General features: G+C 63.4%; 20 protein-coding genes and 1 pseudogene. 6 read left to right on the top strand and 15 right to left on the bottom strand.

The window, feature by feature from the left end; translation table 11 throughout:
- Nucleotides 1-356 (top strand): MerR family transcriptional regulator (locus KBY78_RS05610; protein WP_255142754.1); only part of this gene is annotated, 356 nt, incomplete at its 5' end.
- 890 nt (nucleotides 357-1,246) lie between these two features.
- Here the strand turns inward: KBY78_RS05610 and KBY78_RS05605 are convergent.
- From KBY78_RS05605 to KBY78_RS05580, 6 genes are all read right to left on the bottom strand, one after another.
- On the bottom strand, nucleotides 1,247-1,567 hold the full coding sequence (locus tag KBY78_RS05605) for a hypothetical protein (RefSeq protein WP_255142753.1): 321 nt from the start codon (nucleotides 1,565-1,567) through the stop codon (nucleotides 1,247-1,249).
- Nucleotides 1,568-1,810, bottom strand: a complete 243-nt coding sequence (locus tag KBY78_RS05600) for a DUF433 domain-containing protein (protein WP_255104914.1) — start codon at nucleotides 1,808-1,810, stop codon at nucleotides 1,568-1,570.
- A 70-nt stretch (nucleotides 1,811-1,880) separates the two neighbouring features.
- Entirely contained in the window at nucleotides 1,881-2,792 is a 912-nt protein-coding gene (locus tag KBY78_RS05595) for an RAD52 family DNA repair protein (protein WP_255142752.1), read from the bottom strand.
- Between the two features lie 37 nt (nucleotides 2,793-2,829).
- On the bottom strand, nucleotides 2,830-3,042 hold the full coding sequence (locus KBY78_RS05590) for a hypothetical protein (RefSeq protein ID WP_255142751.1): 213 nt from the start codon (nucleotides 3,040-3,042) through the stop codon (nucleotides 2,830-2,832).
- Between the two features lie 107 nt (nucleotides 3,043-3,149).
- Nucleotides 3,150-3,782: a siphovirus Gp157 family protein gene (locus tag KBY78_RS05585; RefSeq protein WP_255142750.1), complete on the bottom strand. Its 633-nt coding sequence runs from the start codon at nucleotides 3,780-3,782 to the stop codon at nucleotides 3,150-3,152.
- 56 nt (nucleotides 3,783-3,838) lie between these two features.
- Entirely contained in the window at nucleotides 3,839-4,330 is a 492-nt protein-coding gene (locus KBY78_RS05580; protein WP_255142749.1) for an SLOG family protein, read from the bottom strand.
- Between the two features lie 1,091 nt (nucleotides 4,331-5,421).
- Between KBY78_RS05580 and KBY78_RS05575 the strand changes: the two genes are divergently transcribed.
- Nucleotides 5,422-6,585: a glycoside hydrolase family 10 protein gene (locus KBY78_RS05575; RefSeq protein ID WP_255142748.1), complete on the top strand. Its 1,164-nt coding sequence runs from the start codon at nucleotides 5,422-5,424 to the stop codon at nucleotides 6,583-6,585.
- A gap of 84 nt (nucleotides 6,586-6,669) precedes the next feature.
- Nucleotides 6,670-7,104, top strand: coding sequence for an Rrf2 family transcriptional regulator (locus tag KBY78_RS05570; RefSeq protein ID WP_006170164.1), 435 nt, complete (start codon nucleotides 6,670-6,672; stop codon nucleotides 7,102-7,104).
- A 7-nt stretch (nucleotides 7,105-7,111) separates the two neighbouring features.
- Here KBY78_RS05570 and KBY78_RS05565 read toward each other — a convergent pair whose 3' ends face one another.
- The 5 genes and pseudogenes from KBY78_RS05565 to KBY78_RS05545 all read right to left on the bottom strand — a co-directional run bounded on the left by KBY78_RS05565 (nucleotide 7,112) and on the right by KBY78_RS05545 (nucleotide 10,632).
- A complete protein-coding gene (locus KBY78_RS05565; protein WP_255142755.1) occupies nucleotides 7,112-8,038 on the bottom strand; it encodes a cation diffusion facilitator family transporter in 927 nt (308 codons plus the stop codon).
- 120 nt (nucleotides 8,039-8,158) lie between these two features.
- Nucleotides 8,159-8,378: pseudogene (locus tag KBY78_RS05560) on the bottom strand (IS5/IS1182 family transposase); the annotation flags it as partial.
- Nucleotides 8,379-8,726: 348 nt separating this feature from the next.
- Nucleotides 8,727-9,053, bottom strand: a complete 327-nt coding sequence (locus KBY78_RS16275) for a CsbD family protein (protein ID WP_006170162.1) — start codon at nucleotides 9,051-9,053, stop codon at nucleotides 8,727-8,729.
- Nucleotides 9,054-9,155: 102 nt separating this feature from the next.
- The gene (locus tag KBY78_RS05550; RefSeq protein ID WP_255142747.1) at nucleotides 9,156-9,332 is read right to left on the bottom strand and encodes a DUF1328 domain-containing protein; all 177 of its coding nucleotides are present in this window, start codon (nucleotides 9,330-9,332) and stop codon (nucleotides 9,156-9,158) included.
- 316 nt (nucleotides 9,333-9,648) lie between these two features.
- Nucleotides 9,649-10,632, bottom strand: coding sequence for an IS5 family transposase (locus KBY78_RS05545; protein WP_255142746.1), 984 nt, complete (start codon nucleotides 10,630-10,632; stop codon nucleotides 9,649-9,651).
- 519 nt (nucleotides 10,633-11,151) lie between these two features.
- On the opposite strand from KBY78_RS05545, the gene KBY78_RS05540 reads away from it, so the two are divergent.
- Nucleotides 11,152-12,231 carry a glycosyltransferase family 4 protein gene (locus KBY78_RS05540; protein WP_255142745.1) on the top strand — a complete coding sequence of 360 codons (1,080 nt, stop codon included), beginning with the start codon at nucleotides 11,152-11,154 and terminating at the stop codon, nucleotides 12,229-12,231.
- On the top strand, nucleotides 12,221-14,341 hold the full coding sequence (locus tag KBY78_RS05535) for a glycogen debranching N-terminal domain-containing protein (RefSeq protein WP_255142744.1): 2,121 nt from the start codon (nucleotides 12,221-12,223) through the stop codon (nucleotides 14,339-14,341). Before KBY78_RS05540 ends, KBY78_RS05535 begins: the two co-directional genes overlap by 11 nt.
- Nucleotides 14,342-14,954: 613 nt before the next feature.
- Here the strand turns inward: KBY78_RS05535 and KBY78_RS16270 are convergent.
- Nucleotides 14,955-16,025, bottom strand: a complete 1,071-nt coding sequence (locus KBY78_RS16270; RefSeq protein ID WP_255142743.1) for a helix-turn-helix domain-containing protein — start codon at nucleotides 16,023-16,025, stop codon at nucleotides 14,955-14,957.
- A 469-nt stretch (nucleotides 16,026-16,494) separates the two neighbouring features.
- On the opposite strand from KBY78_RS16270, the gene KBY78_RS05525 reads away from it, so the two are divergent.
- A complete protein-coding gene (locus KBY78_RS05525; protein ID WP_255142742.1) occupies nucleotides 16,495-19,824 on the top strand; it encodes a chemotaxis protein CheB in 3,330 nt (1,109 codons plus the stop codon).
- Here the strand turns inward: KBY78_RS05525 and KBY78_RS05520 are convergent.
- The 3 genes from KBY78_RS05520 to KBY78_RS05510 are packed head-to-tail and all read right to left on the bottom strand — an operon-like array spanning nucleotide 19,790 to nucleotide 23,987.
- Nucleotides 19,790-20,926: an ABC transporter permease gene (locus KBY78_RS05520; RefSeq protein WP_255142741.1), complete on the bottom strand. Its 1,137-nt coding sequence runs from the start codon at nucleotides 20,924-20,926 to the stop codon at nucleotides 19,790-19,792. The two genes, KBY78_RS05525 and KBY78_RS05520, sit on opposite strands and share 35 nt — an antisense overlap.
- Nucleotides 20,923-22,050 (bottom strand): ABC transporter permease, encoded by a 1,128-nt coding sequence (locus KBY78_RS05515; RefSeq protein ID WP_255142740.1) that lies wholly within the window; start codon nucleotides 22,048-22,050, stop codon nucleotides 20,923-20,925. Before KBY78_RS05515 ends, KBY78_RS05520 begins: the two co-directional genes overlap by 4 nt.
- Nucleotides 22,047-23,987 (bottom strand): ATP-binding cassette domain-containing protein, encoded by a 1,941-nt coding sequence (locus KBY78_RS05510; RefSeq protein WP_255142739.1) that lies wholly within the window; start codon nucleotides 23,985-23,987, stop codon nucleotides 22,047-22,049. Before KBY78_RS05510 ends, KBY78_RS05515 begins: the two co-directional genes overlap by 4 nt.
- Nucleotides 23,988-24,091: the final 104 nt, after the last annotated feature.

Here is a 24,091-nt window from a genome sequence, read left to right as displayed (position 1 = left end):
AGGTAGCCAGGCGCACCGGCCTGCCGGTGAAGACGATCCGTTATTACTGCGATGAGGGCCTGCTCCAGCCCAAGGATCGCTCCGCAGGTGGATACCGATTGTTTGATGAGGAGAATCTCGCTGAGCTGGCGATCATTCGAGCCCTGCGGGCGATGGACGTCTCGATTCCCGAGTTGGCGAGGATCCTGGAAGTGCGGCGAGCTGGTGTCTGCAACTGCTCTGCACTGAAAGACAGCATTGCGGCCAAGATGGAATCAATCAATATACGCATCTATGAGCTCGTCACCATGAAGGATGAGCTGGCGCGTCTGCTCGGCAGCTGGCAGGACTGCGGGGGCTCCAAGCTTCAACGCTGAGCCATGAGCTTGCGCTGTCGCTGTTCCGCTGAAGCGTGTGGACCCCATGCCCAGCAGGAAGGCGCCCCGTGGGGGGCGCCTTGGCACCGGTTGCGGATCATCGCCTTGGCATCTGGGGCCTGACCGATCGGGTGTCTGTGTTTCACGCATGGCCTGTCTGGGGCCTGGCAGGTAAGGGATGGGATCACGTCTCCGGGAAGAGATGCTCGGGGCTTGACCTTCTCGGCTGTGATCCGGGCCCGGGTTATGCAGCCCGGGATTTGAACACGCGGGGAACAGAACTGGCATATCTCTCTCTGCGGTTACGGGATGGCGTTCGCGCTGCGCCATCAAGTTCACGGTTGATGCCTCGCATGTTGGGCGTACCTCCGTTTTGCGCACCGGCTCGGGTGATCCCTGGCCGGACTCTCTTGGAGGGTGAGGGTCGGGTTGGCTACCGGGCCTCCCCTCAACTCCAAAGTACGCCTCTTTTCAGGCTGCAGCGGCTTCCAGAAGTACCTGTTCCCGTACCACTCTTGCGGCCTGTTCGGCGCAAGGACCCGCAGGCCTCGCCGTCGCCAGTTGGAGGGTTGGCTGGCAAGCCAGCACTGACGGCTCAGGGGAGGATTCGCACCCTCAGGACAGGGCCGCCAACTGGCTGTCGCTCTGGATCCAGCTGGGTACGGTGCCCGATAGAGGCGAGCGACGGAATGCTGCGTGAGCTGGTGCTGGCCATCGGTCTCCCCGTGGCCCTGCTGCTGCTGGCGGTGCTGGCGCTGGAGCACTGGGGCGATCGAATGCCGAGCTGGCTGCAACGCCTCTCCCAGCGGCCTTCCAGGCTGTGGAACATCGGCATCGGGCTTGATCATCGGCCTGTCGCTGCTGCGCTGGTTGCTGCGGCGCTGAGTTGTTCAGGGAATGAACAGTTCCTCGTAGCCGCCGCTTTCGATGGCGGCGACTGCGGCCTGGAGCTCGCCTGTGACCTGGCGAATCCGCGGCCAGCTGGTTGTTGTCAGCACCAGGATCGCGATGCTGCGCCCTCTCAGGTTCTGCTGATATCGCAGGTTGGTATCGGTGGTAATGAGTAGATCGTAGCCCTTCTGCTCCGCCAGGCGAATCAGTTCGCCATTGGTGACGGTCGACCAACCCAGTTCATAAGCAGTGACCACGACATGGGCGGTCAGTGAACGGCGAAGAGGAACGGGTGTCCCCTGGTCAAACAGGATCCGCACTCAAGCCAGTGCGGCAGCAGCGGTGCTCCGAGCAGCGTGCTCTAGGACCAGCCGGGACTGCTCAAGGCTTACCCCTGGGAACAGTTCGACGAATTCAGCCAAGGAGACGCCATCTTCCAGATTTTCAAACAGAGCCGCCACCGGAATACGGGTACCGCGGAACACCCAGGCCCCGCTCAGGCGCTGAGGATCCCTTTCCACAGCACTGCAACCTGCCCAGCTCAGATCGGTTTGCATGGTCATGGCCCTCAGGGCGGCCGGACTCATGAATGGTAGGCAGCTCATCCGACCTGAGCTGCCGGATGACTGGATCTCAGGCAACGGTCTGGCGCTGAACCAAATACGCCTCGATCCAGTCATGGTGCTGCTTTTGGTTGATGCGATCCGCGATCGAGCTGGCTGCCTCCGGGACCTGGAAGCGCTTGCGGAACGCCTTGGTGAAGCCTTCCAGCTGGGGCTGAGGAAGGCTGCGAACGGTGGCGTGAATCTGGCGGATCGTGGCGCCATCGAGTGGCAGCAGGGCCGCGTCCTCGGGAGCTGCGGCGACACCATCAGCCGCAGCAGCAGCGGAGGGCAAGCCCGCAGGCTGGTGGCTGGAAGCGTGGCCGTTGCCAGCTGGTGAGCGCCGCAACGTGCCGTTCCCGGCCGCGTTGCTGGGGGTGTTCCCGTTGGAGGGGCGCTCGGTGCTGTCCCCACGTGAGGAGGCCCCGGTGACGCTTGAGGTGACCTGCCGCTGCTGCTTGTCATAGAGCGCGAGCCCGAACGGGTTCCCGAAGGTCATCAGCGCCCGCTTCATGGCGTCGGTCTCGGCTTCCTTGAGAGCGGACTCATGGGCCTGGCCCAGGTCGACATCGATGCCGTGGCCGGCACCGCTGCCTTCCCGCACGATCCCGCCGACGATCACCCTCACCCGGGCGGTGTAGGTGACGCCCCAGCCGTCACGTTGCGGTGGATCGGAGGGCTTGCTTGGCTCACGGCCGATGCGGCGTTCCGCCTGGGAGACGCACTGCAACGCGACCGTCTCGCGCTGCCAGCCGTCGAACCCAAAGATCCGGTTGGCCTCGGCGATCGCCACCCAGCCCTCGATGTAGCTGACCTTGCCTCGGCCCTGGTCGCGCTGCTTGACGTTGGCGCGACTCAGGGGCGCCGCCAGGGCAGCAACCTGCTCGGCCGTGAGGGCGGATGCCTGAGCGACAGGGCGGTCGATGGTGGTTGTCGTGGTCATGGCATTGATGGGGTTGAGTGGGAACAGGCGATGGGAGTCAGCTGGCGGGGCTGCCGGGGGGCAGAGACTCGATCAGCACCCAGCAGGGCGGATCGCTGCAGAAGATGTGATCGGCAGATGGGCGCCGTCCTGGGCGACGGCCGATCGGCACCACCCAGCTGGCCAGGCGTGTGGACCAGATGTGGCCGCTGGGCCGGGGGCTGGTGGGGGTGGTGTTGGCGATGGTGCTGGCGTAACTGGAGAGATCCATGGCTCTTGGTGGTGGGTGGAGGTGATGGCCTGGTTGGTGATGGCGCTGACGCAATTCCCTGGGCCCGCCACTGCTGCGGACCCGTATCGAGGGGGGCTCTGCCCCCCTCAGGTGATGCGCCAGCTGCGGTGGGAGAGGAGTTGGACGCCGGGGATTTGCTGGCCGGCCTTGAGGGCCTGCTTGATGGCGGCCTTGTCGGGCTGGCTGGTGGTCTTGACCGTCAGCCACTCGGGAGCCAAGGCCTGCTCGTCGTCGATCTCGACGGCCTGGGATCTGCGGCTTGTGAGCTCGTGATTGGGGAAGCTGAACCGGGTGGCCTGCGGCTGCAGCCGGGTAAGCACCAGCACGAGGGAGTCCTCCAGGGCATCGGCCCGGCTGGCATCTGAGCGGGAAAGTTCCGTGAGCCGTTTGGCTTGCTGCTGGCGGTACGCGGCCTGGCCGCGGAGGTGCTCGATCACCCAGCAGGTGGCATCGGCCTTGGCCGCCAGGGCCTGCTTGTTGCCCTCCTCTGCCATCAGGGCGGCCTCCAGCTCAGCGAGGGCCTGGCTGCGGCTGTCGTCGTCATCGCTCTGCAGCTGCTCGGCCAGTTGGCTGATGGAGGTGGTGAGCTCCTGGGCCTCGATGCCCAGCTGCCAGAGCGAGCCGGTGCGCTGGAGAGTGCAGGCCGGGCCGGCGGCTTTGGCTGCAGCCCCCGCGAGGGCCGTGGCTGGAGCGGTGGGGATGGTGGTGAGAACGGGCATGACGGTGAGAGGGATAGGGGGGGAATGCAACGGGCGGCGCAATGGCGGCCCTGGACTCAGGAGAGGGGGGTGGCAGCGGCCCAGGCGCTGGCGGATTCGCTGACCTCCACCACAGAGATCGACACCGGGGAGCGGGTGGCCAGGCGGCGGGCCTGGTGCACCAGCGAGGCGGTGCCGGGCCCACCGGGAAAGGCCACCACCAGCACGGAGGTGGAGACCCCAGGGGAGGTGTGGGCCTCGGCCCTGGCCACAGCCAGCTCAAGCAGCTCCCGGTTGCGGATCGGCCCGGCGGCCCGGCCATGGCGCTGCCACTTGGCCGGCAAGACCAGCGCCGACCAGCCCAGCTGATGGGCGGCCCGGGCAATGGCGGCATCGGCTCCTCGGGCTCCGCCGTGAAGCAGCAGATGGACCAGCCGGCCGCCGCTGCGGGCCAGCAGCTCAGCGGCAATGCGTTGATGGGACCAGGCCAGATCACGGCCGCCGCCGGCCGCGATCACAAGGGAGCGACCGGCGCCGATGACGGGCCTGGATGAAGTACAGAAAGCCATGGAATCAGTTGCCGTGGGTGACAACTGATCGGGGCATCACGGCCGCTCAGGCATAGGCGGCGGTGATGGCGAGATCAGGGGATGACGTTGCCGCAGGCGATGGGCTCGGGGCCTTTGGCGCGACCCTTATTCTACCAGTACAAATGCACTTCAGGCACTGCAGAGCCACTGCGAACACTTGGATCCGAGGGGTTCTGCCTCATTCTCACAGGCCTGGATTCGGTGACAGCCAGCTGGCCATCTTTGCGACCGGCCTGGGGCTCAGGCCTGATGGACAGCCGCGCAGTCGCGCGAGGCAACCCCTGGCCGTCGGCGCCCTTGATCCATCACCTGCCGGCCGCGTATGTGGCGGCACCGCAGCCGCGGGAGAGCCGCCCGGCAGCCGTGACCTGAGCACACCCATCCCGGCGGCGGCGAGGGGAGATCAGATTCACGCGAGCGCAAGGGTCGGCGAAGCCGACTTGCCCGCCCTTGCGCCGCGTGACACCCTGCATCCCCGCCGCCGGGTGGTACTGAGTCATGTCCGTTACGCCCGGGCATCCATGGGCTCTGGGATGAAACGGGGTCGATTCTCTATCTCGCGATTGCGAATCTCTCCCCAATAGCTTGACCATTGACCCAAGACGCCCCCAGACGATTCAGCGACTTGGTCTGCTGGTGTCCTGCATAACGAACCCCTGGGATCAGCAAGAGGACACTCTTGCGACGGTTCCATGGGTGGTGAGGGATGCTTCCGCTGCCAGAGCCTGCTCGGTCTTGCCCCTGCAGGCATGGTTCAGGGGGCCTCAATCGAGAGCTCCTGCCCCTCAGCAGGATCTGCAAAAGACCCTTCGAATGCACGCCCTACTGGTAGCGGCTTTTCGTATAGCGTTCCGTGAGATCCCAGTCCGTCCCTCCAAAGCAACCAAAAGTGGTGGTGTACGAGGTGGTGTATTTGCACCCCGCCATCCCCTCTGAACGACTGCAGCAGAAGGGCTCTGCATGCCGTTTCAGAGGACGCCCCCTCCGTTCCCTGAACGCCCCCAGCACGGTCGCTGGAGCCCTTCGGAAACCACCGCTAGGGTCGGGCCGCCTCTGATCCGACCGCCGCCATGAAACGAACGCGTTGGCTGCTGCCGGTTCTGATGCTCTGCAGCTTGCTGCTGGTCATGGTTCCCGCGCTGAACGCGCCGAGTGCCGCCCAGGGCGCCCGCGCCGAGATCCGGGGGGTCTGGATGACCACCAATGACATGACCACCATGCGCGATCGCACCAAGTTGCGAGCGGCGATGGACCAGTTGAAGGACATGCACTTCAACACCGTCTATCCGGTGGTCTGGAATTCCGGCTACGCCATTCACACCAGTGAGGTGACCCGCGCGCGCAAGATTCAGTCGTTTTCATACAAGGGACTGGAAGGCCAGGACATCGTGGCGGACGTCATCAGCGAGGGACATGCCAAAGGCATGCTCGTGATCCCCTGGTTCGAATTTGGCTTCATGGCGCCACCGTTTTCGGAGCTGGCTCTGCAACACCCCAGCTGGCTCACCGAGCGGCAGGACGGCAGCCGCACCTCGATCAGCGCTGCCGGAGAAGTGGTCTGGCTCAATCCATTCAGGCCGGAGGTGCAGCAGTTCATCACCGAGCTGGTGCTGGAGGTGGTGGGCAACTACGACGGTGATGGCATCCAATTCGATGACCATATGAGTCTGCCCAATGAGTTTGGCTACGACAGTTACACCAAAGCGCTGTACGCCAAGGAGACAGGGCGTGCCGTGCCGAGCAATCCGATGGATCAGTCCTGGATCAAGTGGCGCGCCGACAAGATCACGGCCTTCATGGCTCAACTGCACAAGGCCGTGAACGCCAAAAAGCCGAAGTCGATCTTTTCCGTCTCCCCCAACTACTACGACTTCGCCTACAAGCTGCAGCTGCAGGACTGGCTGGGCTGGGTGCGTCGCGGCATCGTTGATGAGGTGATCGTGCAGCTCTACCGGCCGGATGTGGCCAGCTTCGCGGCCGAGGTGGCACGCCCCGAGCTCGCGGAAACCCGGAAGAAGATCCCCACCGCGATCGGGGTGATGACGGGGCTGCGCACCAAGCCCGCGCCGATGCAGCTGATTCAGGCTCAGGTGCAGACCGCCCGGCAGAAAGGGATGGGGGTGACGTTCTTCTATTTCGAATCGCTCTGGAATGCCACCGCCGAAGCGGAAGACCTGCGCCGCGAGGGATTCCTCTCCCTGTTCCCCAGCCCAGCGCCGCGCACGCCGCTGTGAGCCCCCAGCTGCCAACGCCTCCCGCAAACCCCACGCAGAAACCGTGGATCCCTTGTCAGAATGGCTCCAGGCATCCGGTGATCCGTGAGTTTCAGCACCAAAACGGAGTATGGACTGGTGGCCCTGATCGAGCTGGCCGAGGTGTATTCAGGAGGCGGCGTGCTCCAGGCCGGTGAAATCGCCCGCCGCCAGGGGATTCCCGAGCGTTATCTCGAGCAGATGCTCACCAGCCTGCGCCGCAGCGGACTGGTGCACAGCCTGCGTGGTCCCCGCGGCGGCTACCAGCTGGCCAGATCACCGGAACTGATCACGGTGGCGGAGGTGCTCGCCTGCCTGGAGGGCAAGGCAGGGGGAGCGTGCCCCGATGGCAAGCGTTCCACCACGGCCTTCCTGGTGCTCACGGCCCTGGAGCAGAAACTGGAGCAGGCCCGCGCCAGGGTCCTGGCGGCCCTGACCCTGAAGCAGCTGCTGGAGGACACCAGGGCCAGGAACCAACCGACCCTGATGTATCACATCTGAGCGCACGTCAGGGCGGTGGCTCCAGCTGCAGGGTGCTGTGGGAGATCCCGATCTGCGCCAGGCGGCGCTTGGCCTCATGCAGCAGTTCCATGTCATCCGCGGCGCCAGGCTCTCGGATGACATGGGCGGTGAGGGCGTTCTGGGAGGTGCTCATCGCCCAGACGTGCAGATGATGCACATCCACCACCTGGGGCAGGGAACGCAGGGCGCCATCCACCTGGGCAATGTCGATGCCGCGCGGCACAGCATCGAGGGCCACCACCAGGGCCTCGCGCAATAACTCCCAGCCGCTCCAGGCCACCACAAGGCCCACACCGAGTGCGGTGAGCGGATCCAGCCAGGGCCAGCCGGTGATCCCCACCAGCACGGCGCTGATCAGCACCGCCGCCGACACGGCCGCGTCCGTGAGCAGATGCACCACCGCGGCGCGGCGGTTGAGGTCATGGCTGTGGTCGTCGCCGAACAGGCGCGCCGAAAGCAGGTTCACGACGATTCCCGCCGCCGCTGCCCAGGCCACCGGCGTGCTCGCCACCGCCACCGGATGAAGAAGCCGCTGGAAACCCTCCACGATCACCACAGCGGCCGCCATCAGAATCAGCACCGCATTCACCAGCGACGCCAGCTGGGTGCTGCGCCCGAAGCCATAGGTGAAGCGGGGCGTGGCCGGCCGGGAGCTCAACCGCTCAGCACCCCAGCCGAACAGCAGCCCGGCCACATCACCGATGTTGTGTACGGCGTCACCGATCAGCGCCAAAGAGCCGAAGGCCACACCGATCACCAGCTGCAGGCCTGAGAGAGCGCTGTTGAGGATCACGCTCCAGCGGAAGGCGGCGGCCGAGCCGGGCCGATGCTCGTGCTGGCGCCGGTGAGGCTGGCGTTGAATCCCGACTGCCGGGTGCTGGGAGTCTCCGGAATCGGAAGGGGCTGGGGGCATGGTCTGATCGAGGTCTGCGGCCATCGCCAGCGTGGCGCCGATCAGCACCGTTGACGACGAACAGACTCCAGAATCAAGCAGCGGGAGGCCTGGACCAAACCGCTTGCTGAATGTGTCGTCACGTTCGGCCGAAAGGCCAAACGAGGGCAGCAGCAACTGCTTTGGTGGCACGGACGATCGGCCATCTGAGGCGTACAGCTCACCAATGGTGGGATTGAGTCGATCGGGGGCCTGATTCGCCAGCTTCTGGAACCTGCGCAACGGGTGGAGGGCCGGGATACACTCCTCGAATCGGCACGCAGGAGTACAGAGAGCCGCTGCGCTCCTGTTGACCTCGTATCACGACTGGGGCGTCGTCCCATTTTCGCAGAGGCGGTCTGGTTGTTCACTGAACTCCTTGGGCGCCGCCACTAAGAGGTTTCAAGACCAGCTACTTGTTTTGGCCTGGAGCATGACCACTGTTGCCAGGTCTACCCCTCTCGCCGTGATTTTGGCTGCTGGGGTGATGTTTGCGATAGTAGGGAACGTAGGTGTTGGTGTACCAGCTGTCTCGAACGAAATACACCAGCGAGGGCTGGAATGGCGAGAGCGAAACTGGCCAGAACTGTGGACAAGGTCCTGGGGAGAACACAACTCATTGAAAACCAAAGCCAGTAATGGCTTCTAGATGGAAGCGGCGCGGCCTGGCTCAGCCCATTCCGGCCTTGTCCTTGACGTCTTCGACGGCATTCCGGACTTTGGCCTCGGCCTGCTTCGCCTTGCCGGCAAGGCGATCTCCCTGGTTGCCAGTGATGTTGCCAATCGATTCCTGGGTCTTGCCCTCGAAGTCCTTGGCGCCGGCCTTGACGCGGCCGGCGGTGGCGGCCAGGGGCAAGCGGGAGGTGCTGAGGGTGAAGGCTCCTGAGGCCTGAGCGGGAGCGCTCAAGGCCGGCGTGGCGATCAACACGAGCAGACTGAAGGCCAGGCCAAGGCAAGTGGCGGCCAGTTGGCGCAGAAAACGAAGTTGGTGATTCATGGTGACGATGGCGAGGGAGAAACGAGGTTTAGCGATAAAAAACTATGGCAATCCATGCAGCATGCCCAATGTTGCTCAATAATCCGGTCGGAACATCGTGATTCACGCAGCCATTCCTATCGAACTGCGCCGGCCGGTGAGGAAAGAGATCACGGCAAGCACGAGAAACACAAGAAACAGGATCTGGGCGATGCTCGCAGCTGATCCGGCGATACCACTGAAGCCGAGGACGGCAGCGACGATCGCAATGATCAAAAAGGTCATGGCATAGTTCAGCATGACAGAGCTCCTAAGGAGTGTTGATCAGCTGGGTAATCTCTTCTTGGCTCTTGCCGAGCTTCTTCTACAGATGGCCAAACAATTCCTCTTCCTGGCCCTCAGTGTAGGCCAAGTCGTCATCGGTTAGGGAACCTCTGATCAAGACGCCTTAATGCAAATAACCTAGTCTCATTCTCGCCAATGAGACGATACTGAGCAGGTTTTGCCCGCTTTTCGCTCAGAGCAGTCCTTGAATAGACTTCAGGTAGTTTCCACCATGCTTCTTGGCCTAATCTCTGGATGATTATCGATTTTTTAGACACACTAAGCCCTTGCTTTACGCTGGATCGGGTATTCGCTCCCGTACCATCCAGAGGTTTGCCAGGGCGAAGAGCAGCTTCAGTTTGAGGTCGTTCTTGCGGATACCTCTGTAGAAGACCTTCCGGAAGCCAAACTGACATTTGATGATCCGAAAGGGATGCTCCACTTTGGCGCGGAAGTGGGCTTTCGCCGTCTCAATCAGATCTAGAAGCCTGCCCTCTGGTGTCTCTGGAAGCACTCTGCGCTGGCCGGGCTTCATGGCAATCCTGAACTCAGCTTCGCAGTCCTGGAAGTCGTTTCGTTTCTCGATGCCGATGTGGCCTGCATCGCCGTAGATGAGGCGTTCATCCCCATGGAGCCGGTCTGCTGCTGTGTTCAGCTCATGAGCATTGGCGGCGGTGCTCTCAACAGAGTGGACCAGGCCAGATGCGGCATCAACGCCGATATGGCAGCGCATTCCAAAGAACCACTGCTTGCCCTTGGCCACCGAGTGCATTTCAGGATCTCTCTCCTTCCGCTTGTTCTTGGTGGAGCTGGGGGCATTGATGATCGTGGCATCAAGAATCGTTCCTTCCCTCAGCATCACTCCTCTCTCGCTCAGCATCTGGTTCACACCCTCAAGAATCTGCTCCGCGATCCGGTGCTCCTCCAGCAGATGGCGAAAGTTGAGAATCGTCGTCTCATCAGGGATCCGGCCGTCCATCGTCTCGATCCCTGCGAAGCGGCGGAAGCAGGGCGTATCGATCAGCATCTCCTCCATCAGTGGATCTGAAAGCGTGAACCACTGCTGCAGCAGGTGGATCCGGAGCATCACCTCCAAAGGAATCGGCGGACGACCTCCTTTGCTGGAGGGCTTGTGATACACGGGCTTGATCAGGGCCAGAAACGCTTCCCAGGGAACCGTGATCTCCATCTCATCCAGGAAGCGCTGGCGACGCGTCCTCTTTCTGGCGTAGATCTGCTCGTAGTCCGTGAAGCCCAGCTGGAGAGGGTCGGCCATCCGTTCCAGTCTCAGTCCTAGATCTGGACTGATTTTAGCGGGTTTTTCAGGGGTTCCTTAGATCGGCGAACTTCTGCCTGAGCTTGCCTTTCAATTCATGCCATTCACCTTTGAACTGGAGTTTGTTCATGATCAGGTCCGCAAAGGTGTGAGATCAATGCCAGAGCCTATGGAACTGCCAGATTACTGCCAGAGCAAATCCGTTCGCATGTCACGCCATAGCCCCTCTCCTTTCACTATGGGCCTGAAACTGTTGCTTGACTGCTGCAGATGTGCCCCTTATCTACGGCAACATAACGGTCGACGCTGTAGCTGGCTCAACTGTGCTGCCCTGATCCCGTGAGCTTGTGTTCTGTGTCAGTAATTCACCTTTCTCGACGCATCGCCACTGTTTCCTGCCTACGTTTCAAATAAGAGCAGATTGCTGCCAACCCCTGCTGCGCCACCTCGGTGACCGCAGATGTGCATTCTGGGCGCCCATAGGGGTGGGCTGCCAGTTAATCCTTCAAGAGCAAGCCGATGCGTATTGCCCAGATATCACCACTTTTTGAAAGCGTACCGCCGCTGCGATATGGCGGAACGGAGCGAGTTGTTCACTATCTCACAGAAGAATTCGTCAACCGTGGTCATGAGGTCGTGCTGTTTGCCAGCGGTGACTCCCTCACCAGCGCCGAGCTCTTCCCCTGCGTGCCACGAGCCCTCAGGCCGGCCGGCTATCGGGGAGATCCACGGGTGCCAGAGGGTCGCCAGCTTGATCAGGTGATCGGTCAGCTCGATCGCTTCGACATTGTCCATTTTCATACCGGCCATGGCCTCCACCCCGGCATCGCCCGCCTGCCGGTGGCGCAGCTCCACACCCTGCACGGGCCCCTGATGGGCCCGGAAATGGCCCAACTCCAATGGGATTTCAATCCAGTGCCCCTGGTGTCGATCTCGGAATCCCAGCGGGGGCCTCTGCCTGGGGCTCACTGGCTCGGCACCATTCACCATGGTCTGCCCACAGATCTGTACCGCTTCCAGCCGTCACCCTCTGAATACCTGGCCTTCGTGGGGCGGATTTCACCCGAGAAGCGTCTTGACCGTGCCATCGCCATCGCCACCGCTCTGGGCCTGCCCCTCAAGGTAGCCGCCAAGATCGATGCCGTTGATCTGGACTATTTCCACGCCACCATTGAACCTCTGTTGCGTGAAAATCCACTGGTGGAGTTCATCGGGGAGGTCGATGATGCCGGCAAGCAGGAGCTGCTCGGCAACGCCCTGGCTCTGCTGTTCCCGATCGACTGGCCCGAACCCTTCGGCTTGGTGATGATCGAAGCCAACGCCTGCGGTACGCCCGTGATTGCGTGGCGTAACGGCTCCACCCCCGAGGTGATTCGGCCCGGCCTCAACGGCCTGCTGGTGGAAACGATCGAGGAGGCCGTGACAGCGGTGCGGGGAATCGAGCGACTGGATCGCCGGCGGGTTCGCCATGATTTCGAGCAGCGTTTCACAGTCGCCCGGCAGGCGGCCGACTACGAACGTCTCTTCCAGCGCCAGATCGAGGCCCGTCGCAGCCCCTCCCCGGCCAGGCTCGTTGCAGCGTGTTCTCATGCCGCATGATCTGCTCCCCCCGTTCGTTCTCAAGAATGGGGAAACCTTTGCGATGCTCGATCGCCGGGGTGAAATCTGCCCCGAGACCCATCCCGATTCCGGCATCTTTCACCGCGGCGCTCGCCATGTGAGCCGCCTGGAACTCCTGCTCTGGGATCAGTCCCCGATCGTGCTGAGCTCCGCCGAGAGTGAGGAGATGGGGCTGCACATGAGCCATCTCAGCAACGACATCGACGGGCCCGGTGCGCCCCCGCCCGGGTCCGTGCACCTGAAGCGCAGCACTGTTCTGACCCCCACGAGCTGTTTGCAGGCCCTCGATTTCACCAGTTACCTGAACGGTGCGGTCTTGCTGCCGTTGACCCTGCGCTTCGACGCCGATTTTCGCGACATCTTCGAGATCCGCGGACACCAACGTTCGCGGCGCGGGCGCACGGTCCGCCAGCACACCCAGGACGTCCTGGAAGTGGCTTACGGCGGGCTCGACGGGGAGGATCGCCGCACGCTCCTGCGGGTGGGAGGTGTGGCGGCGGAGGTGGGTGAAACCCACATCAATCTGATCCTGCAACTGGAACCACGCTGCACCCGTCGCGTCCATCTCCTGCTGGATTTCCATCCCGCCGACGATCGTGTTGCGGTTGAAGAGGCCTTCGATGCCGCACTCGCGGCGACGAACGAGCGTTTGCGCGACAGCCAGCGCCAGGCGGCCTCCATCGCCACCGACAACCAGGCGTTCAACTGCTGGGTGGCCCGCTCCATGTCGGATGTGCATCTGCTCTCCAGCCAGCTCGAGCACGGCCTCTACCCCTACGCCGGCGTTCCCTGGTTCAGCTGCCCCTTCGGCCGTGATGGGCTGATCACCGCCCGCCAGATGCTCCTGGTGGAACCGCGCCTGGCCCGCGGCGTGCTCGGCTACCTGGCGGACCATCAAGCCAGCCACATCGACCCAACGGTCGATGCCGAACCCGGAAAGATCCTGCATGAAGCCCGTCTGGGCGAAATGGCGGCCCTGGGGGAGGTGCCATTCGCCCGGTACTACGGCTCCGTGGATGCCACGCCCCTGTTCCTGATCCTGGCGGGCGACTATCTCCTGCGCAGCGATGACAAGTCGTTCATTGACCACCTGCGGCCGGCTCTGGAGCTGGCCCTGGCCTGGATCAGGGCCGCCGAAGCGCGTAGCCAGGACGGATTCCTGCGCTACCAGTGCGCCGCCCAGGGCGGCCTTCGCAACCAGGGGTGGAAGGATTCCGACGATGCCATCCACCACGCCGACGGTCGTCTGGCCGAGGGTTCGATTGCCCTTTGCGAGGTACAGGCCTATGCCTACGGGGCCCGCCGCGCCATGGCAGGCATTGAGCATCGCTTCGGACGTACCGCCCAAGCCGAGCAGTTGCGCGAGGAAGCCCATCAGCTGCGCCGCCGCTTCCATTCGGCTTTCTGGTGCGATGCCATCGGTACCTATGCCCTGGCACTCGACGGCGAGGGCACAGCCTGTGCCGTGCGCACCTCCAACGCAGGCCACTGCCTCTGGACCGGCATCGCCAGTCGCGACGCGGCGGCGTCGGTGGCCCGCCAGCTGCTTGCGCCCACCAGCTTCAACGGCTGGGGCGTGCGCACTCTCGATGAACGAGAGGTCCGTTACAACCCGATGAGCTACCACAACGGCTCAGTCTGGCCCCACGACAACGCTTTGATCGCCATGGGCCTGGCCCGCTACGGCCACATGCCAGAGGCGATGCGAATCCTCACTGGCTTGTTCGACACGGCCCGGGCGCTGCCGCAGTACCGGCTGCCCGAGTTGTTCTGCGGATTCCCGCGTCGCGACGACGAAGACCCCACCCTCTACCCGGTGGCTTGCAGCCCCCAAGCCTGGGCCAGCGGCTCGGTGTTCGGTTTGCTGGAAGCGATCACCGGAATGGGCATCGGACGCGACGCCGAGACGGAACGGGTGGAGGTGCTGTTCCGGAAGCCGGTGCTCCCGAAGGGCATCAACCTGCTTGAAGTCAACGGGCTGCGGCTCGGCGAGGAGGAGATCGACCTGCAGCTGCATCGCAGCGAGCACGACACCGGCGTCATGGTGCGGCGGCGAACGCCCGGTGTTGATGTGATGATAACCAAGTGAAGAATGGGATCAGATACGATCTGAAGAACCCGCTAGAATCCATCCAGGTCCAAGACTGAGCCTGTATCGGATAGGCCGCCCCTTCCAGCAGGGATTTACGGACTACGTGCAGATTGATGCCGAAAGGAGATCGCGTCACCAGCACTTGTTGGAGGAGATGAAGTCCACGGTTGCTGGGGAGGATTTTCCGGCACTCATCCAGCCTGGGTATCACAGGCTGTCCAGGTCGTGAGGTTGTCCGCTGATTCCTTTGGAGGAGCTGCTGGTCTATACACCCTGCGTGCGCCGATACGCCTGGATCGAGGCGATGGAAGGCAGGATTCCCCGTGCGGGCGGTCGAGAATCAAACAGTCGCCGGCCCGCTGTTTCGCCAAGTCCATTGTAGGTGTGCTTCTCGTTATTCAGCGCGTTGACGGCACAATGTGTCATGCGCTTCGCAAGTGCTTACAAAGCGCCAAGCCCATGAGCTGCAGAAGTGGAGCAGATCTGCTCCTGGAGGTGGCTGGGAAATGAACTGGGCAGCTCCTGGCGGTCAACCTGGCCTCCAGATTCGTGGATACTGGGACCAGGCTGTTTGTTTGATCATGCAAATCACGCTGCAGCTGAAGCCTGGCTAGCGGATACGGGTCGAGCGGGCCTCACGCAGGAGCTGGGAGGGCCTGACATGAAAGCGCTGTTGAAAATCAACGCTGAACAAGCTCTGGGTTCGGTAACCGCACTCGGAAGAAATACTCGCCACTGTCTCCCCAGGTGAAGGTTTCTGGAGCCTGAGCCTGGCCTCATCAAGACGCTGATTGCGGATCCATTGCAATGGGGTACAACCAAGCCGTTCGCGGAACGTGTATTGCAGAGCTCGGCGTGAATAATGACTTTGCATCTCGAGTTGCGTCAGGTTGAGAGGCTCAGCAAGATTAGACTTGATGAAGTCGAGCAGCTCATCGAAGGAGTCACGCCCTGCCTCGATTCTGTGGGTCAGGCGCTCGAACGAGGATTCCTCCCGCAGCTCCGGGAAGATCATGGCGGCAAGCAGCCGGTAGATCAGGACATCCAGCTGTAGCCGGTCGAGCAGACTCTGACTCGAGCCAGCTTGCAACTCGGCCATGACGATAGCTTGCCTCAGCATGGCCTGAAGCGTGGCCAGGCCCGGTTCCCTCGATGGTTCCCAGCCAGGCGTCTCATGCACCGATTTCACCCAGGCATCTGGTGTCTGGCTGAGGCCAGCCATGCCTGTGGCCGTTTTCAGGAGGCGTTGGCTCTCGAGATGAAAGGCCAGACCACTGAACAGACTGGCCTCAATCGTGAGGGGCTTACCAGGAAGAATCAGGCAGGTGTTGGAACAGCAAATCCAATGACGAGAATTCTGTTGGATGTGCTGTTCTCCTGCGTAGCCCAGGAAAACAGACAAGCCATACTGTTCCGCGACCACAATCTGCACCGGCGGAAGGATCCATGCTCCCAGGACGATGGAACCAAATCGCGAGGCAACGCCATAGTGCCACCAGCTCCTGTCAGGATCCATGACCTTGAGCCGACTGACCGGCAGAACCCTGCGGAAGAGCTCTGCACTGGCATTGATGTCTCCAACCAGCCCTAAGCGACGCTTGAAGGGATTGGCCAGGGCAGCAGCCTCCCGATGAGCGTCAAACCCTTGATGGACATCAGCAGACGCGACAGAGAGAGACACAGAATTGCTCAGAAGATGAACTCCGGATCAGATCAGGCTGATCGTCAGGGCAGAGCGGGCCGGCTGGAGACTTGCAGTGGGCACGTGGTGGATAGTGGCGCTGTCCATCGCTTGACGGTGAAGCCATCTGGCCAGCGACCGACGGCCAAAAATCAACACATTCACAATCAACCACTCTCCTTGGCTCTAGCGTTGGCGTCCAGTCACGGGCGATTGCGCCATTCTAGCCAAGCTGCGCCATGTTGTCGCATGGCCAGAAATCTTCTGACGATTTAAGCCAATTAAGTCAATCACCTAGCCACAAATAACGCCTTGGAGATGAGTAGTCTTACTCAAAAAATCGGACCGGGGCCGGCGCTGGCCCTCACGGCAAGCCTCGCCTCAGGGGAGTCAGCACGACTAGCGTTGGCCCAGGCGGTCAGAGAGGACCTGATTGGTGCACGGACCAAGCGATCAGCAGCCTGAGTCCTTGCCGGCCGAGCCCCAGGTGGAGAGCAGACCCGTCAACCCAGCCTCGGCTGGCGTCGACTATGTGGTGGGAATCGGTGCCTCGGCCGGGGGGCTTGAGGCCCTGCAGGAGTTGAGCAGGACTCTCACGAGCCTGGGCCGTGTGTCCTACGTGGTGGCCCAACACCTTTCTCCTGATCACCCCAGCCTGATTGTCGACCTTCTGGCCCATTCCACCACGCTGAGCGTGGTGACAGCCGTTGATGGTGAACCGCTCCAAGCCGATGTGATCGCGATCGCACCTCCCAACCATGATGTGGTGGTTGAGGGGCATCACCTGAAGCTCAGTGAACCAACGCCCCGGTTCGGCCCGAGTCCATGCATTGATCTGTTGTTTGAATCGATTGCCGAGCAGTGGGGTGATCACGGCCTGGCCATTGTGCTCTCGGGAACAGGCGCCGATGGGGCGCGGGGCGTGCACGCGGTTCGAGCGGCCGCCGGCCTGACCATCGCTCAATCACCGCAGAGTGCCAAGTTCGGCGCCATGCCCAGTGCCGCCATCAGCCTGGGCTGCGCGGATCTGGTCCTGGAGGCGAGCGCCATCGGGCCGAAGATCGGCGAATGGATCGCCAGCGGTGGCGGGAACTGGGTCAGTGGAGCCCTGCCGGCAGCGGCACCTGCTTTGCTCAGCAGTGTGATTACCCAGTTGAAGCATGCCACTGGAATCGATTTTTCCCAGTACAAGGAGTCGACCCTGAATCGGCAACTCCAGCGTCGCATGCTGAGTTTGGAAATTAATACCCTCGACGACTATCTTTCGCTGTTGACCGGTAATGCTGCAGAGGCTCATGCCCTTGTGCAGAACCTGCTGGTCACCGTGACCTCGTTTTTTCGCGACCGTGAGGCCTTCGAGTCCCTTGGCGAGCACTTGAAGGTGTATATCAAGCAGCACAGCAGCACCGAAGCGTTGCGGGTGTGGGTGCCTGGATGTGCAACGGGTGAGGAAGTGTTCTCGATTGCCATGCTGCTCAGCCAGGTTCTGGGGCATCCCGCCCATCTGGCCTCCCACATCAAGATCTTTGGCACCGACCTCGACGAGGTCAGTCTGTCGGTGTGTCGTCGTGGTGTTTATCCGATCTCAGAAGCCAAGGCCATCCCCGATGACCTGCGTGAACGCTTCGTGATCGAGACGGCGACGGAAATCGAGATGACGGAGGAGCTTCGTAGCTGCACCGTCTTCGCCCGTCATGATGTTGGGGCCGACCCACCCTTTCCCAGGCTGGATCTGGTTTCATGCCGCAACACGCTCATCTATTTCACCGCTCCGATGCAGGAGCGTGTGTTGAATCTGTTCCGGTTTGGCCTGGTCCCCGGAGGCCTGCTCTTTCTGGGCTGCTCCGAGTCCCTGGCCAACCGCACACCCGGCTTCAAGGTCGTCGATCCCGAGCAGCGGATTGTCCTGCGAACAGCGGAGGGGATGCTGAAACCACGTCAGGCCCTGACCTTACCAGCGCCACGGGGTCCCATGGCCTACGCCCCTTTGGAGAGGGTGGCCGTCTTGCGGGAGTCGGTACCGGAGCAGCACGTGGCTCTGCTGGAGTCGCTGATCCGCCTGATCAGCAAGCCCTGCCTGGTGCTGGATGAGAACCATGATCTCATCGAGGTGATCGGGAATGTCACGCCATTTTGCCGCCTTCCCCAGGGTCGTGTCAGCTCATCGGCCACTTCATTTCTCCTCCCAGAGCTTCAATCAGAAGCTCGAGCGTTGTTCCTGTTGACACGGGCTGATGGCCTGGCGATCACCAGCCCGGCCTTACATCTCTCAGGCCACGACAAGCCCTTCCACATGGAAGTGAGGCCCTTTGATGTCGGCGATCGGAGGCTGTGGGTTCTCACGTTTCTTGAGGACAATGAGGGCTCAACTGATGCAGCCAGAGCCGATCAGGAGGGCCTTCGTGATCATGTTTTTGATCGGGAAATCAAACGACTTGAGCAGGAGCTGCTGAGCAGTCAGAACACCTTACGTCGATCCCTCAGCGAACTCGAGCAAGCCAATGAAGAGCTGGAAGCTTCATCGGAAGAGCTCCAGGCTTCATCTGAAGAACTCCAATCCTCCAATGAAGAGCTGGAAGCCTCGAATGAAGAGCTACAGGCCACCAATGAGGAACTGGGCACCCTCAACCAAGAGCTACGAGCCCGCAGTAATGAACTCGAAAAGCTGAACACGGATCTGGAAAACATCCAGAACTCCCTGAGTCAGGGCATGGTCATCGTTGATTGCAATCTCTGCGTACTCAGGTTCAGCCCCTTGGCCGTCAGGGTGTTCGGGCTCGTGCAGTCCGACCATGGCCAGCCACTGCTGGATGTGCCCACAACCCTTCCCCTTCCCGGCCTCCATGAGGCGCTGATGGCGGTGATCAGGGGAGAGCTGCGTCAGACCATCGAGGCGAGCAGCGAAGAGGTGTCCTATCTGGTCCAGATCCTGCCCTATCGGGAACGAGATGGCCGGCGTCTCGGCGCCATTGTCACGCTCACGGATATCTCTGAACTGGTGGCGCTGCGCAGGGCAGCCGAGGCCTCACTCCATGAGTTCTCAAGTCTCACTGATGCACTCGAGCAGGCCGTCTTGAAATGGGATCCAACCATGCAGCACCTGCTCTATGCCAGCCAGAGGATTCAAGCCATCACAGGATGGAGCGCGGCTGAGCTGTGCGACCAGCCCAAGTTACTGGAGGCTGCCATTCATCCAGACGATCGCGTACATGTGAGGCTGGCCCGCGACCTCAACCAACCCCGCTGGTCCGTGCGCTACCGCCTGACCACACGCGATGGACGAAGACTCTGGGTGGCCGAGTCATGCACGGTGGTGAATGACTCCGATGACGGATTCATCGTTGGCACCCTGTTGGATGTCAGCGGGATCGAGGTCCTCGAGAACAAGGCCAGAAACGCCTCTTTCATCTTCGAAACCGTCTTTGAGGCCCAAAGTCTTGGTGTGGCGGTGCTGGATGACCGCCTGCGCATCATCAGAGCCAACGACACGTTCTGCCGCACCGCAGGCCACAACCAGGACTCCATCCTTGGGGCGCATGCCGGTTGGCTCTCACGCCAGGACGATCCCCAGTCGCTGAGTTCCCTGGCCGCGGCCGCCCTGGCAGGGTCAGGCAGCACGGGGGTGCTCTCGGCGCTGCGGCTGAAGCTGGCCGATGGATCCGATCGCACCTTTGATGCCGAGATTCGCACCACCCAGGATCCCGCCGCCGGGACTTTGGTCACGGTGATTGTGCCCGTGAGTCCAGGGGAGCAGGAGCAGGCGATCAGCTCAGCTGACTGCGGAACCTCAACACGCTGATGGCCATCAGCAGCGGCGCCATCACCAGCAGGGCAAGGGCATGGGGCCAGAGGGCCTCAAGGCCCACACCCTTGAGCAGCAGCCCCCGCAGGATGGCGATGAAATGGCGCAGGGGATTGAGTAGCGAGAGGACTTGAAAGAAGACCGGCATGCTCTCGATCGGCGCGATCGCCCCGGAGGTCTGAACCATCGGCAGGGTGATGAAGAAGGCCGTGAGCATCACCTGCTGCTGGGAGCGGCAGACCGTGGCCAGCATGATCCCCACACCGATCCCGACGAACAGATAGAGGCCCGACAGGGTCAGCAGCAGCAGCGGATTCCCCCGGATCGGCAGGCCGAACACCAGCCGGCCGAGCAGCAGGGCCAGCAGCACATCCCCCATCAGCAGCACCACCAGGGGCAGGATCTTGGCCAGCAGGATCTCCCAGGCGGCGGCCGGGGTCATCAGCAGCTGCTCGAGCGTGCCGGTGTCCTTCTCGCGCACCAGCGTCACCGCCGACACCAGGGTGGCGATCAGGGTGAGCACCAGGCCGATCACCCCCGGCACGAAGAACCAGCTGCTGGTGAGACCAGGGTTGTAGAGAAATCTCACCTGGGTGCGCAGGGGCGGTGTGGGCGGCGAAGCCCCCGCTTCCGGGCGAAACCGGCGCAGGATCTGCTGGATGTAGCCGCTGGCAATCCCGGCGCTGTTGGCGTCGACCCCGTCGATGAACACCTGCACCTGGGCGGTGTCGCCGGCCGCCAGCCGCTGGTTGAAGTTGGGCGGGATCACCAGGCCGGCCGTGAGCTCACCCCGCTCCACCTGCCGCGCCAGCTCCCGCTCGCTGCGGGGATAGGAGGAGGCCAGGAAGATCCGGTTGGCGGTGAGGGCCGACACCAGCTCCCGGCTGGCCGAAACCTGGGCGTAATCGACCACCCCCAGCCTGAGGTTGTGCACCTCGGGGTTGAGGGCGAAGCCGTAGATCAGCAGCTGCAGGGTGGGGGGAATGATCAGCAACTTGATCAGCTGCCGGTCGCGCAGAATCTGCTGGACCTCCTTGCGCACCAGAGCCCAGAGGCGGCTGGCCGAGAGCCGCCGCCACCAGTGGCGCAGGACCCTCATGGCCCGCCCTCGCCGCCATCGGTCAGCTGCAGGGAGCCCAGCGAGCGCCACGTGGCCCAATACAGCAGCGCCCCCAGCACCAGAATCATCAGCACATCCAGCCAGACGCCGGCCCAGCCGGTTCCCCTGACGAAGGCATCACGGCTGATCACGATGAAGTAACGCGCCGGGATCAGCGCCGACACCAGCGAGAGCGGCGGCGGGATGTTGCTGAGGGGATAGATGAAGCCCGAGAGCAGCAGCGCCGAGAGAAAGCCCACCAGGGACACCCCCTGCACCGCCGCATTCTGGTTGGCACTGCGCACCCCCAGCAGCAGCCCGAACAGCACCGCCGCCGCCAGATACAGCGTGGTGCCCACCAGCAGGGGCGTCGGATCGCCGGCGAAGCTGAGCCGGAAGATCAGCCCGCCCATCCCCATCACCACAACGGCCTCGCTCCCCCCCACCAGCAGGTAGGCCAGGGCCTTGCCCAGCAGCAGCTCAGGCGCGCTGATGCCCGAGGCATAGACCTGCAGGATCGTGCCCTTGTCCTTCTCCTTCACCATGGCGATGGCGGCCAGCAGGGAGGGAAAGATCCAGAGCACCACCGCATAGACCCCGGGCACGATGTACAGCGACTCCTTGCGGCCGGGGTTGAACCACAGTCGCGTCAGCGCCTGCACCGGCGGCGGGTCGTTGAGCAACTCCTTCTCGGCAAGAAAGAAGGCCGTGGTGCCCTGGATGCTGTTGCGGATCACCCGGGCGTTGTTGGCGTCAGTGCCATCCACCAGCACCTGCACCTCCACCGGCTGGCCGGCCTTGAGGCGGCGGCTGAACTCCGGCGGGATGATCACCGCCGCCTTGGCCAGGCCCCGATCGATCGCGCCAGCCACCGGGTCGCCACTGCCCCGCCAGGGGGCGGGCTGGAACTGGTCGGTGGCGAAGAGGCGGTCGGTGTAGGCGGCGCTGAGGGGGCTGCGGTCGAAGTCCTGCACCACGATCGGGATCACCTTGGTTTCGAGGCGAATGGCAAAACCGAAGATGAGCAGGGTCAGCAGCGGCAGCAGAAAGGCCAGACCAAGCGTGAGCCGGTCGCGGCGGAACTGCAGCAGCTCCTTGCGGCACTGGGCCAGGATTCGCCTCACCTGCGCTCCCCCTCTCGCGTCCGGGCCCGCTGCACGGTGCCGATGAAGGCATCCTCCAGCGATGGGGGCACCTGGCGCAGCCCCTCCAGGCTGAGCTGGGCCTGGCCCAGCAGCAGCCGCAGGCCCTCGATCTCCCGCTCGGGATCATCCAGCACCAGATGGAGCCGGTCACCGAAACGGCTCACCCGCCAGGGTGCCCAGTGGCGGCGCAGCAGCAGCGTGGCGCTCTGCAGCTGATCCGGCGGCAGCAACAGCTCGAGCACCTGGCCCGGCTGGGCGGCCTTGATCGCTCCGGGGCTGCCCTCGATCACGTTCTCGCCGGCCACCATGAAGCAGAGCCGGTTGCACTGCTCCGCCTCCTCCAGGTAGTGGGTGGTCACCAGGATGGCGGTGCCGCGGCGGGCGAAGTCGGTGATCAGGCTCCAGAACTGCCGCCGCGCCAGGGGATCCACCCCGGAGGTGGGCTCATCGAGAAAGAGCACCTCGGGGTCGTGCAGCACCGCCGCGCCGAAGGCCACCCGCTGCTTCCAGCCTCCGGGCAGCTTCGCGGTGAGCAGTTGCTCCTGGCCCTGCAGGCCGCAGCTGGCGATCACCCAGTCGATGCGTGGCTGACGCAGGGGACCGGGAATGCCGTAGACCCCGGCGTAGAACTCCAGGTTCTCGCGGATGGAGAGGTCGTCGTAGAGGGTGAACTTCTGGCTCATGTAGCCGATCCGCCGCAGCAGATCCGGCCCACGCAGCCGCTCCGACTCCCCCGCCAGCGTGATCTGGCCGGAGCTGGGGGCCAGCAGGCCACAGAGCATCTTGATCGTGGTGGTCTTGCCGGCGCCGTTGGCCCCCAGCAGACCGAAGATCTCGCCGTAGCGGATCTCCAGCGTCAGCTGGCGCACGGCCTCGAAGGCCCCGAAGCGGCGGCTGAGCTGGCGGGCATCGATGGCGAGGTCGGAGCGCTGGCGGCGCACGGCCCGGGCCTGGGGGAAGGGCAGCAGCGGCAGCTCCCCGGCCTGGCGGCGCTGGCGGATCACCACAACGTTCTCGAGGGTGGGGCTGCTGTGGCGCAGCTCCAGCAGCGGCAGCCCCTGCCGGCGGAACAGCTCCCGCACCTGGGCTTCCCCCGCTGCCGCATCGTTGACGATCACATCGAGCCGGTCGCCGAAGGTCTGCACATCGACGATCGCGCCACCGCGCAGCAGCGGTTCAGCCGCCGCCGGGGCGGCGCCCTGCAGCTCCAGCCGGCTGAGGCCCAGCTCCCGCTTCAGTTCGGCCGGGCTGCCCAGGCACTCGAGGCGCCCCTGCTGCACCAGGGCGATGCGGTGGCAGCGCTCGGCCTCCACCAGATCGGGCGTGGCGACCACGATCGTGACCCCCTCCTCCGCCAGGGTGGTGAGCACGTCCCAGAAGTCGCGGCGCGACACCGGATCCACGCCGGTGGTGGGTTCATCGAGCAGCAGCAACCGGGGTCTGTCGATCAGGGCGCAGCAGAGGGCCAGCTTCTGCTTCATGCCGCCGGAAAGCTGGCTGGCCAGCCGATCGGCGAAGGGCTCCAGGCCCAGGCGCCGGAGCAGGGGACCGCGCCGCTCCCGCCAGTGCTCGGGGGACACCAGGCGCAGGCCGGCCACATAGCGCAGGTTCTCCTCGACGCTGAGGTCGGGGTACTGGGAAAACTGCTGCGTGAGGTAGCCGACCCGCTCGCGGGCCTCACGGGGAGGCTGGCCCAGCACCCGCACCTGGCCGCCACTGGGCTCACTCACCCCGGCGAGGATGTGGAAGGTGGTGGTCTTGCCGGCACCGTCGGGACCGATCAGACCGAAGATTTCCCCCGCCCGGACGCTGAACTCCAGACCGGCCACGGCCGGGCGGCTGCCATAGCGCTTGTGCAGCCCCTCCACGCTCACCACAACGGCGGCGTCGGGATCAGGGGGTGAGGATCTCGGCATCGGCGGGCATGCCCGGTTTGGCGTCACCGGCCGGATTGTCGATGGCCAGCTTGAGGCCGAACACCTGGCGCACCCGGTCGCGCTGGAAGTAGATGGTCTCGGGG

It is taken from the genome of Synechococcus sp. EJ6-Ellesmere (genome assembly GCF_024345875.1).
Classification (GTDB): Bacteria; Cyanobacteriota; Cyanobacteriia; order PCC-6307; family Cyanobiaceae; genus Regnicoccus_A; species Regnicoccus_A antarcticus.
This window is presented reverse-complemented; position numbering and strand designations above follow the sequence as displayed.